Source organism: Pseudomonas sp. FG1 (assembly GCF_034313875.1).
GTDB classification, from domain to species: Bacteria; Pseudomonadota; Gammaproteobacteria; order Pseudomonadales; family Pseudomonadaceae; genus Aquipseudomonas; species Aquipseudomonas veronii.
In genome coordinates this window covers 4,563,382-4,576,771 of record NZ_JAVIWP010000001.1, presented here as the reverse complement: position 1 = coordinate 4,576,771, position 13,390 = coordinate 4,563,382, and the positions used below count along the sequence as shown (strand labels likewise).

The following is a 13,390-nucleotide window of genomic DNA, read 5'->3' as shown; positions in this document are numbered from 1 at the left end:
GTCATGCTCAACAGCCATTATCAAAGTGAACTCAACCAACTGCGGCGTCTGGCCGATGAGTTTGCCCGCCGCAACCCGGCCCTGGCGCCGCTGCTGGGGGTGGACTCGGCCAATGACCCGGACGTCGAACGCTTGCTCGAAGGCGTGGCGTTTCTCACCGGGATGGTTCGTCAACGGTTGGACGACGAGTTTCCCGAGTTCATTCAAGAGTTGGCGCAGCTGCTCTATCCCCATTACCTGCAACCGTTGCCCTGCCTGACGCTGCTGCAATTTCAGCCGCGCACGGCATTGCAGGAGGTTACGCGTATCGAGCCCGGCTGCGAAATTGCCTCGGTACCGGTCGATGGCCAGCGCGTGCGCTTCAGCAGCACCGCGGCGGTCGACCTGGAACCGCTGCAACTGCTCGGCAGCCGCTGGGACGGCGGCGCCGGTGAAGAGCGCAGCCTGGTCCTGGACTTCGCTTTTACCACCGCCGACCCGAATAGCTGGCTGGCTGACAGCCTGCGTTTCTATCTGGGGGATGGCCTGGTCGATGGCTCCAAGTTATTGCGTCTGTTGCAGCTCAACCTGCGCGAGATTCGCATCTCTGCGCAAGAGCAGCCCATGACGGTATTGCCGGCCAGCCATTTGCGTGGCCTGGGATTCGATGCGAGCAACGCCTTGCTGCCGTTTCCCGATACCGCGCACCCGGCCTATCGGTGCCTGCAGGAATACTTCGCGCTGCCCGAGAAATTCCTGTTTATCGAGCTTCGCGGCTTCAAACAGTGGCGAGCCAGAGGCGCAGACGGGCGCTTCAGCGTGCGCCTGATGTTCGAGAACCTGCCGGACTGGACACCGAACCTGTCGGCCAACAGCTTTTTGCTGGGGGTGACGCCGGCGATCAATCTGTTCGCCCAGGACGCACACCCGCTGCGCATCGACCACAAGCAAGTCGACTATCGCATCCAGCCTGCCGACCATGGCCAGCGCATGAGCATGCGGATTCATTCGGTGCTCAAGGTCAGTGCTTATTCCGCCGGAGGCGGGGAGCGGCTGCTGGAGCCGTTCAATACCTTCTCGCAGCGCGACACCTATAACCTGCGCATCCGCGCCTCGAGCATCGATGCCCAAGGTTATGACCACTATCTGAGCCTGCCCTACAGCGAAGGCAAAGTGCCGGGCGAGATGACCTTGTCCATCGGCTTGCTCTGCACCAATGGCAAGCTGCCGGAAAGCCTGCGCCTGGGGGATTTGAACCAGCCCACCGACAACACGCCGCCCAGGGTCGAGTTCAAGAGCATCCGTGGCATCACACCGTGCCAGCCGCCCAAGTTCGACGACAAGTTGCTGTGGCGCATGCTCTCGCAGCTCAATGCCAACCACTTCCGCCTGGCCGATCGCGACTACCTGCGCGGCCTGCTCGCGCTGTATCTGCCGAGCGTCGGCGAAGGGGCCCAGGACGCCAACCAGCGGCGCATCGATGCCATCGAAAAAGTCACCGTCAGCCACGAGCGGCGTTTTATTCGCGGGCTGCCGATCGAAGGCAGTGTGGTCCGGGTCGAGTGCCGGGGCGACTATTTCCTCAGCCCCGGCAATTTCTACCTGTTCGGTTGTGTGCTCGATGAGTTTTTCGCCGGCTGTACGGCCATCAACAGCTTTACCGCCTTCACGCTGTTCGACAGCGTCAACCACGAGACCTTGAAATGGCCAGCGAAGATCGGGCACCAACGCCTGTTGTGATCGATCCGCTGCTCGATGACGGCGGCGAGTTCGGGTTTTTCCAGGCCTTGCGCCTGTTGCGGTTACGTTTCCCGAGCGAAAAACACTTCGTCGACAACGTGCGGGTCCGGCCGCGGCTGGGGCTCGGGTTTCCGCTGCGGGATATCGAAGGGATCGAGCAGGACGACGACGGTCGTTATCGGATCGAGGCCAACTTCTTCGGGCTGTATGGCGTCACTTCGCCGTTGCCGACGTTTTACACCGAAGACCTGATCGACGAGCAACTGCTGGGCCATTCGGCGGGACGTGACTTTCTCGACATCCTGCATGCCTCGCTCTATCCGTTGCTGTTCCGTGCCTGGGAAAAGCACCGGATCTGGATCGACATTACCGAGCGGCGCGACGTCAAGAGCCTGCGTCAGTTGCAGGCGCTGATCGGCATTGCGGATGCGCGTCCGGAGCAGCGCGATCAATCCATCGACTTGCTGCGTTATGCCGGGTTGTTCAACCAGTACCCGCGCTCGGCCCTGGGGCTGCAGCAGTTGGTCAAGGCGGTACTCAGCGATGTGACGGTGGAAGTCGTGCCGTGTGTCGAGACGCGCCTGCGGATCGACCGCACGGCACGCACTTACCTGGGCACGCAGTGCGGTGTGTTGGGCGAAAACAGCCTGCTCGGTCGTGAAGTCATGGACCGCAGCGGCACCCTGGATATCCGCCTGACGTCACTGAGTACCGAGCGTTTTCACGGGTTATTGCCGGGGCAGGCGCTGTATCAAAAGCTCGAACGCTTGGTGGGATTGTATTTGCAGACACCGCTACGCAGCCGTCTGGTCATGCGTCTTGCGGCAGATAAGCAGCAGTGCGCTTCGCTGGGCGGCGGCTGGCAGCGGCTGGGCCTGGATACCTGGCTCGGTGACGGAGACACACAGGACGACGTTGTATTCATGCTGACGGCCGAACACGGACCAATGCTCGAAGAGAGGGCTCGCTAGATGATTCAGGTAGAACTCAAACCGCTGTTCGCACGGCTCAATGTGTACAGCACCAAGGCCCTGGAGAACGCAGCGGGCCAGACCCTGGCGCGCGCTCACTACGAGATTTCCCTGGAGCACCTGCTGCGCCAGTTGCTGGAAGATCCGGATGCCGATACGACGCGCATTCTCGCGCGCTTCGAGATCGATCCGATGCGCTTGCGTGCGCTGCTGGATGAGGGCCTGGCGCAGTTGAAAAACGGCAACCCAGGACGTCCGGTGTTCGCTGGCCTGCTCACCGAATGGATTCAGGACGCCTGGCTGATTGCCTCGCTGGTGGTCGGCAGCGGGCGGATCCGTGGCGGTTCGCTGCTGCTGGCGCTGGTATCGCGCCTGGGCTACTACAGCGCTGGCACGCGTTACGGCGAACTGCTCAAGCCGATTTCCACCGATGCCCTGACCGCAGAGTTCGCTCAACTGTTGGGCGGCTCCAGCGAAGGTCCGCTGGACAGCCAGCAGACCGGCGCGGCCTGTGCTTCGTTGGCCGGCGCCGGCGGCAATGCGCCCGCAGCCGAAGACAATATCGTGCGCTTTTGCGAAGACCTGACCGCCAAGGCAGCGGCGGGGCGCATCGACCCGATTTTCGGGCGCGATGATGAGATTCGCCAGATGATCGACATCCTCGCCCGGCGGCGTAAAAACAACCCCATCGCCGTGGGCGAGCCAGGTGTGGGCAAGTCCGCCGTGGTGGAGGGCCTGGCGTTGTTGATCAGCCAGGACGAAGTCCCCGACTTCCTCAAAAACACGCGCCTGCTCAGCCTGGATCTCGGTGCGCTGGAAGCGGGCGCCAGCGTCAAGGGCGAGTTCGAAAACCGCCTGCGTGGCGTCATCGAAGAGATCAAGGCCTCCACCACGCCGGTGATCCTGTTCATCGACGAAGCGCACATGCTGATCGGCGCCGGCGGCGCGGCGGGTGGCTCGGATGCGGCCAACCTGCTCAAACCCGCATTGGCCCGTGGCGAGTTGCGCACCATCGCCGCCACGACCTGGTCGGAGTACAAGAAATACTTCGAGAAAGACCCGGCCCTGGCGCGTCGTTTCCAACTGGTCAAGCTGGACGAGCCGAGTGTCAAAACCGCGGTGTTGATCCTGCGCGGGCTCAAGGGGCACTACGAGAAAGTCCACGGGGTCAGCGTGCGTGACGACGCCATCGTCGCCGCCGCTGAATTGTCGGATCGCTACATCACCGGGCGCTTGCTGCCGGACAAGGCCGTGGACTTGCTCGACACCGCCAGCGCCCGGGTACGCATCGGCCTGGGCATCAAGCCTGCCGAGTTGGAGCGCATGGAGCGGCAGTTGTCCGGTCTGGCGCGTGAACAGAGCGCGCTGGAGCGCGACCGTGGCAATGGTTTCCCCGTAGAAGACCAGCGCCTGACGGATATCGCCGACGAACAGGCTGAGATTGACGAGCGTCGGGTTGCGCTGGAAGTCCGCTGGCTGGCCGAGCGCGACGCGGCGCTGCGCGTCCTTGAAGCACGCAAGCAACTGACCCTGCAAGCACAGGACCTGCCGGTTCCGGCCGAAGGCGAGGTTGTGCAGGTACTGGCCTCGCTGGAGGAACGTCAGGCCGAGCTGGATCAGGCCCGTGAAACCCTGGCCGCACTGCAAGGCGACGCGCCGTTGCTGTTCACCGAAGTCAGCCCCGATGCGATTGCCCAGGTGGTTTCCGACTGGACCGGCGTGCCGCTGGGCAAAGTGCTGCGCGATGCGGCGGGCGGCGTATTGGCCCTGGCCGACAACCTCAAGATGCGTATTCGCGGTCAGGACACCGCCGTCGAGCAGATCGCGGAAATCCTCAAGGCCGCGCAATCCGGCCTGCGGGATCCGCAACAGCCGTTGGGTGTGTTCCTGCTGGTCGGGCCGTCGGGGGTCGGCAAGACCGAAACCGCTCTGGCTGTGGCCGAACATCTGTTCGGCGGCGAACAGGCGATGATCTCGGTGAACATGAGCGAGTATCAGGAGAAGCACACCGTCAGCCGCTTGGTGGGTTCGCCCGCCGGCTATGTCGGCTTCGGCGAGGGCGGCATGTTGACCGAGGCGGTGCGCAAGCGTCCGTATTCGGTGGTGTTGCTCGATGAAGTGGAAAAAGCCCACCTGGACGTGGTGAACATTTTCTATCAGGTCTTCGACAAGGGCAGCCTGTCCGACGGCGAAGGGCGGCAGATTGATTTCTCCAACACCGTGGTGCTGCTGACCAGCAACCTGGCCACCGAAGAAATCCAGAACCTGTGCGTCGACGGGCGGCCCGACCCGGACACCCTCGCGGAAAAAATCCGCCCGACCCTGTCCCGGCATTTCAAACCGGCGCTGCTGGCGCGCATGACCATCGTGCCGTTCTTCACCCTGGGGGGCGCGCAACTGGCGGGCATCGTGCGCCTCAAGCTGGGCCGGCTCAGCGAGCGTCTGCTGGCTTCGTCGAAAGTCCGTCTGACGTTTGCAGAAGAGGTTGCCGACGCTATCGCCGCGCGCTGCACGGAAGTGGAAAGCGGGGCGCGCAATATCGACTTCATTTTGCGTAAGAGCCTGACACCGCGCCTGTCTGACGTCTTGCTCGGGGCGATTGCCGATCAGCGGCCGCTGGCTGGGTTGCATGTGGCGGTGGATGCGCGCGGCGAGTGGATCATTACCACGCAAGACGTCGATGCGATCAGGTCTTTACCCGAGCGTGAAGCGCTGCTTGAGCCCCTAGAGTGACCGCTCGTTTACCGACTGAAGAACAAGGATTGATTGATGGCTCTCAATGATCATGCTCTCTGCACTTTCGCCAGCCTGGCCCCCTCGCTGCTGCTCGAAACATTATGGGTGCAGCAGTGGCAGGGCGAGGAAAAGCTCTCTCAGCCCTATCGCTTCGAGGTTCGGCTGGCCACGATCAATCCATTGTTCGACGACGAAGCGCTGCTGGGCAACCGGGCGATATTGACCCTGAGCGATGCGTTGGGGCAGCCGCATCCCTATCAGGGCGTGGTCACGGAGGTGGATTATCTCGACGCCGACTCCTTGTATTACTACTACCGCGTGGTGCTGGAACCGCGCTTCGTGCAGTTGCGGCATTTCCGCTTTTCGGAAATCTGGCTGGACAAAAGTCTGCCGGAGCTGATTCGCGACGTGCTCAAGTTGGCCGAGCTGACTGTCGAAGGGCCGGGTATGAACGGTTTGCCCGGTTCGGCGTATGACTTCGATATCCGCCTGCCGCTGGCCGATGATCCGCTGACTCAGGCGACGTTTACCTGCCAGTTCGAAGAAACCAGCTTCGCCTTTATTTCACGTCTTCTTGAATATTTCGGCGTGTATTACTTCTTTGAGCAGGGGCCTGACGGCGAGGCGCTGGTGTTCTGTGGCGACCGACTGTACCAGCCGCAACTCCCCAGTCTGCTGACCTATCGCCGCCAAGATTCGGAACTGGAGGTAGGCCGGGTCCTGGCGGTGGCGCGGACCTTCGAGCGCAAACTCGTGCGGCAAGCGGCGGGGGTCACGCTCCAGGACTTTTCCGCGAGCAACGCGCAGTTGAAGTTAGAGGTCAATGCTTCGGTGGCAGCTGCCAGCCTTGGCGCAGATGCCTCAACCGCACAACGAGAGGCCGTCTCTGGTTCGTCTGTATTTATCGGCGGACAAGGGTTGTATGGCGAGCACTTCGGTTCGCTCGAACAGGGGCAATGGTTGGCCAATCGCCGCGCCCAGGCCATCGGTTGCCGTCAACGGGAGTTTCATGGCAGCGGTCGAGCCACGGGGTTGCGCGCCGGTTATCCGATGCTGTTAGTCGGCCACCCGCGTCCGCTGTTCAATGCCGGTTATCAGGTAATTGAAGTTCACCACGACGGTTATCAGCCGTTGCCGGGCCTGGGGTCGGAGGGGGACAGGGCCGGGGCAGGGGATCACCACGCGGTTTATCGCCTTGCCCGGCGACGTGCAGTACCGCGCACCCTGTGTGACACCGCGGCCTTATGTGCAGGGCGTGCTCAGTGCGGTGGTGGATGGTGATGAAGATACCGGTCGGCCGCTGCTCAATGAACACGGTTGCTACAGGGTGAGTTTCCCGTTCATTCGCGGTGAGAAGAATGCGACGCGTGGTTCGGCCTGGTTGCGTATGGCCACGCTGTCCAGTGGTTCGAGCCACGGCATGAATTTCCCGCTGCTCAAAGGCACGGAAGTGCTGGTTTCGTTCTTGGGCGGCGACCCGGACCGCCCGGTGATCACCGGTAGTGTGCCCAACTCCGAGAATCCCAATGTGGTCACCGGCGAAAACGCGACCCAAAGTGGCTTGAGCACTCCCGGTGGGCATTTGTTTGCGATGGAAGACAGCCCGTCCGGGCCGATGATGAAGATGGGGGCGTCCACCGGTTGTAGTTTTACCTTGGGTGAGGGCGATGTCAGTGGAGCGCATTTGCGCACGGACAAACATATGCAGCTGGCATCTAGGTCCTATAAGCATCAGGTGCCAGGTGTTTATTGGCAATCCATAGGGGGAGGGCATGCGCCGGCCCCGGTGGCGGGGACGAGCTCATCAGAGAGTTTGATGGGTGCCAACTTTAAAGATCGGCCTCCCACTCCCGCAAGTAGCAGCAAGCTTGCCTCCGCGCCAAGCACAACAAATAGCGCATCAGAGAAAAGCGGATTTGATAATTTCAAAGACGCAATAGCCAACCCAAAGCTGAGCACAAAATTAGACGTTACAACTTCAATGCTTCAATTGAAGGGTGACGTAAATATAGCCAGCGGAAGTCTCTCTCTCTACGGGGTTGGCGTGTCAGTGAAACTTGGATTGGTTTCGCTTTCGGCTGACTACAGTTTGTATAAGAAAAGCGTTGGCAACAGTGCCTGGGAGTATCATAAGGCGAGTATTAAAAATTCAGAATATCTGAAAGGAATGCATATAGTTCGAGCATCCAACTCAAAGATGGAGTTGAAGAATACAGATATTTACTGCCATGAAAATGTAACTTCATATGAGATTAAGCTGGGTGGGAATAGCATACTTATCAATTCGGCAGGGATTGTCATAAAGTCGGACAAAATTATACATCTTGAAGGCCAGGTGCATGTTACTGGTGATGTTCTTGTGGATGGGGATTTAGAAGTTTGCGGTAACGCCTTTTTTAGTAAGTTCATGAGAGTTAGCGGCACTATAGTGGGAGCAACGATCACTTCGGATCAAGTACAGGAGTTTCCGTGTTTTGAACTAGCCCCCAGCCCCAGCCTGTTAAGTCTGAAGCTAGCATCACGCCCAAGTCTTGCTGCAGTGAAAGTGGCCGCGGGCGTAGCCAATGCGGTTGTAAACGGCGCCGTTGACCTGCTTGATGGCGCCGCCGATGCGGTCGCGGCAGCGGGCGATGCTGCTGCGCCGCCCGCTGCCGCGCCGTGATACGGAAAAAAAGAGGCGTAAGTTTCCTATTCGGAGAGTCCGATGCAGCTCAAATGTGAACAGGCCAGCCTTTTATTGCTCGCCAATGCCAAACCACTGGACCTTCATTGCGTGGTCGTCACCCTGGGTCTGCTGGTGGACGCTGAAGATCAGGTAATGGCCGCTGGGGAAACTTGGGCCTGGTTAACCGAGCGACTTGGCAAGCAGATGCTTGATCGGGGTTTAAAGAAAAGTCGAGGCACATTTGCCGTACAGGGTAAGGCTTATCCGTTGACCGATGTGCAACGGGGTGGCATGGCGGTGCGGGTGCGTCTGGGGGATATGGAAAAAACATTGCATGTACTCGCGCCGCGGCAATGGCGCAAAGGGCCTATGGGTTGGACGCCCGTTGTGAGCGGTCAACTGGATAACCTGCCGTTGGACTTTGAAAGCGCTTATGGCGGTAATAAGTGGCCAGATAATCCGACAGGTAAAGGCCATTATCCGGAGGTGGACGCCGCGCAAGGAATGCCGTTGGCACAACTGGAAGTGGCGAATGCCACAGTTGTTGACCCCGATGATCGGCCAGCCCTGGCGAGTTTTTTGCCATTGCCAGTACAAAGCGCTGAGCGCCGCCAGTATATGGGCACCCTTGACGAGCATTGGACTGCTTATCGCGCCCCATTCTTACCGACGGATACTGATGCGCGCTGGTTCGATGAAGTGGCGCAGGACCAATGCAACGCCGGTTTTTGGCGTGGCGACGAAGCCTGGTCGATCTCAGGCATGCACCCTACCGAGGCCCGGGTCGCCGGGCGATTGCCGGGCCTGCGGCCACGGCTGTTTATTGAGCGTGCGGATAAGCGTGTACCCGTTACCGAAATGTCGATGGACCTGGATACGGTATGGCTGTTCCCTGATGCGCAAAGTGCTCTTCTGCTGTACCGCGTCGAAGTACCGGTGCTCGATATAGATGCGCAAGATATCGTCAAATTGGCTATGGCCCTCGAGCGAGCGGGTGATCCAGTCCTGGACACGCAAGTCTGGATTGAGCGGCTTTGGCCACGCCCTCCCGTCGAGTCGGTCAAGGTTGCGCCTGTCGAACCAACCCCCTTCGACTCCGGGCCGATAATCGCCAGTTTGCAGGCCGCTGCGGATGCGCAATATGCAGCGTTAAGCGCAACTCATGAGCAGTGCATGCAATACGCTCAGATGATGGCGACTCGCATGAACCTGCCTTTCAACCCCACCGATTACCCACCATCAGCGAAAACGGACTTTACGGTTCTGATGCGCGAACCGATGCGCCCCCTCAAGCCCTTTGACCCCGAGGCATTGGCGCTGGAAATTGATTCGGAAATCGCCAAGGCTAAGGCCCAAGGCATGGAGTATGCCCAGCAGATGATGACCCGGCTGGGCATAGATGCAGAGCAAGCGTTGGCGCGTGCTAAACAGCCAGCACCGAAGGTCGATATCATGGACATGCTTGAGCGCCTGGAGCTGCCTCCAGACCAGCAGGCGCAAGCCAAGGAAAAACTGACTGCCGCCATAGCAGAGTCTCAAGCCGTGGAAGCTGAGATAGACCGTGTTTTAAGCACCATGAACAAAGCGCTGGCGGCTGATCGAATCCAATTCGCCCCCATTCTCCCGCTTCCTGAATACTGCAGTCTGACCCGTGAGCGGCTGCTGGCATTGCACGCGGCAGGTAAGACGCTGCAAGACCTCAGTTTGGAGAGCCTTGATCTTTGCGAAATCGATCTGAGCAGCGCTGACCTGAGAAATACCACTTTTATGAGCTGCAAGCTCAATGGTACTCGACTGCAGAACGCCGATCTGAGCCACTGTCAGTTCATCGACTGCGACTTGGGTGCTTCGGATCTGAGCAAGGCGCGCTTGCAGGACGCAATGTTTCATAGGGTTCTATGCCAAGGCGCTTCGTTCTGCGGCACCAGCTTGATCGATATCCGCGCTCAGAACTGTGATTTCTCCGCTGCTGATTTCACCGAAGCCAACCTGCAACAAGCCCAACTCAACGAATGCAGCCTCGACAAGGCTCAACTGAGCAACGCCAATCTAAGCAAACTACGCCTCAATAAATGCGACCTGAGCGGCGCACGACTCACCGACAGCAACCTGCACAAAGCCAAGCTCTACGACTGCACACTGGACGCGACGGACATGCGCCGCGCCAATCTCAGCAAAGCCGATTTCGCCAAGGTGGTGGGCCGCGACCTGGACTTGCGCGAGTGCAACCTGCAGAACCTGCGTCTGGCTGCTCACTGCGTTTTGCCGGGTGTGCGCCTGGACGATGCCGACCTGACCGCTGCCAGTTTTCAAGACGCCGATCTGAATCACGTCAGCCTGCGCGGCGCACGGCTTAACGACGCGCTGCTGAGCGGTTGCGACCTGAGTGATTCCGACGGTGTCGGGCTGGTCGCGCAAGGTGTCTACCTGTCGGGATGTGACTTGAGTCGCGCTGATTGGTCTGGCGTCAACCTGCTTAACGGCCGCTTGCGCAAGGTATGCCTGGAGCAGGCCAACCTCAGTGGCAGCAACTTGCATGGCTTGGCCAGTGACGCTGTACACGGCAGCGGTGTGCGCCTGGAGCAGGCATTGATGACGCGTTGCCGACTCAAGGAGAGCCTGACTCATGCTTGAGGTATTAAGTGCCGAGCGTCTAAGGGCATTGCTGGCTGATTGGCAGCCCTTGCGCGCGTTGAATCTGGCCGGGGGCGACTATCGCGGTGTCGATTTGAGCAACGCGCGGCTGGAACAAGTGGATGCGCGTGGTGCGCAATTCAATGGCGCCATGCTGACCCAAAGCCACTGGAAAGACTGCCGCCTGGACGGCGCCGATTTTTCCGAGAGCACTGCGGACTCGTTGTACATGAACGGGTGTTCATTGCAGGGCGCATTGTTCACGAATGTGCGTTGGAACAAGACCAACTGGGCGCAATGCCACGGCGAGGATCTGGATCTGTCGGGCGCGCAGCTACAGGCGTTTACACTCTCGGAGTGCCGCGTACCGCGTATCAGGCTGGCAGCCGCCCAGTTGAGCAAATCCCAATGGAACCGCTGCGATCTGACGGGCCTTGATGCCCAGTCGGCGCATTTTGCGAAGGCACGGTTGATCGATTGCCAACTCGATCAGGCGCGCTTCGGTCTGGCGTCGTTGCAGCAGTGTGCCTTCGATGAGTCGTCGTTGAGTGGCGCCGATTTTCATGCCGTGCAGGCCGAGGGCGCGTCGTTCTACCGCAGCAAGGGAACAGCGCCGACGTTTGTCGGTGCCCATCTCAAGGGCGCTCTGTTCAATGCCAGCCATTTTGACTCGGTCGATTTCAGTGATGCCGTTCTGGAGATGGCCATCCTGATCGACGCCCAGATGCCAGGCGCGCGCTTTGACCGCGCCCTGTTGCGTTATGCCGACTGCACCGCATTGCTTGCGCCACGCGCCTCGTTCGTCGCCGCCGACGTGACCGGCATGAATGCCCATGCCGCTGATTTCACCCAGGCCGACTGGCAGCAGAGCAACCCCCAGGCCATCCAGCCCGTAGATACCGAACGCCTCGCCGCCGAGCAATGGCAGCCTGCCTCTTTAGGAAAATCGAGATGAATGAAGCCCCGCAGTATTGCGATGCCGCTGCTCAATTACGTCATGCACAGGTCAACGCACTGGATGGCGAGCGTTTCGGCGTGGTCAGCAACGATGGCCGCCGCTATTGGCTAAAACCCGCATTCGGTTGCCTGGTGCGTCCGGCAGTGGGGGACAAGGTGTTGGTCAGCCTGGACGCGCAAGGCGGTTACATCCTTAGCGTGCTGGAACGCGCCATCGCTCAACCGGCGCGTATGCATCTGGAGGGTGACCTGCATTTGAGCCTGCCCGCCGGCGCGTTGAGCATTCAGGCCCGCGACGGCGTGAGCCTTGACGCCGGTATCGCACTACGGGTGTGCGCCGAGCAGGGCAGTGTGCAGATGCAGCGTGCCCATCTGACCGTCGGCACCCTGGCCATGAGTGGCGAGCATCTTCAGAACCACTGGGTCGAGCGCCACGACAGCAGTGTTTATCACCGCGAAAAGGCCGTGCGCCACGAGGCGGATTTTGCTGACAGCCGCCGTCGCGTCGAAGGCCATGAAGAACTTCATTCCGGCTCCTTGCGCCAGCGCGTGCGCGATGACTGGAGCGTGCAGGCCGACACGCTGGGCCTGAATGCACAACGTAGCGTTGCCATTGATGGCGACAGCATCAAGCTGGGGTGAGATCGATTATGTATATGCTCAATAACGGCGGTGCGATGGCGCTGTCCACGGTGCCCGATATCTGCAAGACGCCCGTTCCGCCCGCCGGGCCAGTGCCATTGCCTTATCCCAACGCTGCCGATACCAGCGCCGCGGACCCGGGTGGATTGGTGATGGACGTGCTGGTGGACGGCATGCCAGCGATGAATATGTCGAGCAAGGTGTTGATGACCAGTGGCGATGAAGCTGGGGTGGCCGGTGGCGTCACCAGCGGCAAGGTCAAGGGTGAAATGATCTTCATCGATGGCAGCGCCAAAGTGATGGTCGCCGGTAAGCCCGCCGTGCGTGTCACCTGCCAGACCATGCACAACGCCAATAACACCATGGGGACGGTTTCGCAGCCGAGCCAGACCGCTGTGCTGGTGATGGCGTGAGCAGCGCGGGGCGTGCGCCCTCCATCAAGTTTTCCATGGGCGGACTGGCCCTGTGCATCCTGCTCGCCGCCTGCAGCAGCCAGGACCTCACCCCCGAGCAAAAGGCCCTCACTGCGCTCAAATGGGACTACACCGAAAACGCCATCGAGCTGAGCTTCACCGCCGATAACGACCTCAATCAGTACGACGGCCAGGCGCATAACCTGTTGGTGGTGGTCACGCAGTTCGATCAGATCAGTGCGTTTTCCGCCTACACCGGCAGCTCCCAGCAACTGAGCAGCCTGCTGCTGATGAACAGCGCGCCGCCCGGGATGATCGGGCTGACGCGGCTGTTTATCGAGCCGGGCCAGACCCGCCAGTTGAGCCTGCCGCGACTGGAGGGCGCGAAGATGGTCGGTATCGCCGCCGGTTACGCGCACCTGGACCCGACGCGCAGCGTCAAGCTCTATCAGATCGGCGTCGATGTGACGTCGACAGGGTTTTTCAGCAAGACCTGGACCGCCACCCCGCGCCCCATCGCCATTGACCTGCTCGTCGGGCCCGATGCGCTGTTGCGTGGCAAGGAGAGTCGCCTGGCGTTGCCCAAGCCGGTGCAGCCCCGAGAGGGTGAGGTGCGCCTGCCCGGCGCACAGGACTGAGCTGCTTGCCGTGAG

At 60.4% G+C, this 13,390-nt stretch carries 10 protein-coding genes; all 10 read left to right on the top strand.

What is annotated here, in order from left to right; genetic code table 11:
• The first annotated feature begins 3 nt into the window (after positions 1-3).
• The 10 genes from tssF to tssJ are packed head-to-tail and all read left to right on the top strand — an operon-like array spanning position 4 to position 13,375.
• Complete coding sequence (gene tssF / locus RGV59_RS20930; RefSeq protein ID WP_104903192.1) at positions 4-1,719, top strand: type VI secretion system baseplate subunit TssF; 1,716 nt, start codon at positions 4-6, stop codon at positions 1,717-1,719.
• Positions 1,683-2,690: a type VI secretion system baseplate subunit TssG gene (gene tssG, locus RGV59_RS20925; RefSeq protein ID WP_017849102.1), complete on the top strand. Its 1,008-nt coding sequence runs from the start codon at positions 1,683-1,685 to the stop codon at positions 2,688-2,690. Before tssF ends, tssG begins: the two co-directional genes overlap by 37 nt.
• Entirely contained in the window at positions 2,691-5,423 is a 2,733-nt protein-coding gene (tssH, locus tag RGV59_RS20920; protein WP_126585244.1) for a type VI secretion system ATPase TssH, read from the top strand. It abuts the gene before it with no gap.
• A gap of 36 nt (positions 5,424-5,459) precedes the next feature.
• Positions 5,460-6,707: a type VI secretion system Vgr family protein gene (locus RGV59_RS20915; RefSeq protein WP_322247036.1), complete on the top strand. Its 1,248-nt coding sequence runs from the start codon at positions 5,460-5,462 to the stop codon at positions 6,705-6,707.
• A complete protein-coding gene (locus RGV59_RS20910) occupies positions 6,697-8,088 on the top strand; it encodes a phage baseplate assembly protein V (RefSeq protein ID WP_322247035.1) in 1,392 nt (463 codons plus the stop codon). The genes RGV59_RS20915 and RGV59_RS20910 overlap by 11 nt, the downstream gene beginning before the upstream one ends.
• A 42-nt stretch (positions 8,089-8,130) precedes the next feature.
• Positions 8,131-10,725 carry a DUF2169 family type VI secretion system accessory protein gene (locus tag RGV59_RS20905; protein ID WP_102617113.1) on the top strand — a complete coding sequence of 865 codons (2,595 nt, stop codon included), beginning with the start codon at positions 8,131-8,133 and terminating at the stop codon, positions 10,723-10,725.
• Entirely contained in the window at positions 10,718-11,680 is a 963-nt protein-coding gene (locus tag RGV59_RS20900; protein WP_102617112.1) for a pentapeptide repeat-containing protein, read from the top strand. Before RGV59_RS20905 ends, RGV59_RS20900 begins: the two co-directional genes overlap by 8 nt.
• Positions 11,677-12,324, top strand: a complete 648-nt coding sequence (locus RGV59_RS20895; protein ID WP_102617111.1) for a DUF3540 domain-containing protein — start codon at positions 11,677-11,679, stop codon at positions 12,322-12,324. Before RGV59_RS20900 ends, RGV59_RS20895 begins: the two co-directional genes overlap by 4 nt.
• A gap of 8 nt (positions 12,325-12,332) precedes the next feature.
• Entirely contained in the window at positions 12,333-12,737 is a 405-nt protein-coding gene (locus RGV59_RS20890; RefSeq protein WP_102617110.1) for a DUF4150 domain-containing protein, read from the top strand.
• A complete protein-coding gene (tssJ, locus tag RGV59_RS20885; protein WP_017849109.1) occupies positions 12,734-13,375 on the top strand; it encodes a type VI secretion system lipoprotein TssJ in 642 nt (213 codons plus the stop codon). The genes RGV59_RS20890 and tssJ overlap by 4 nt, the downstream gene beginning before the upstream one ends.
• Positions 13,376-13,390: the final 15 nt, after the last annotated feature.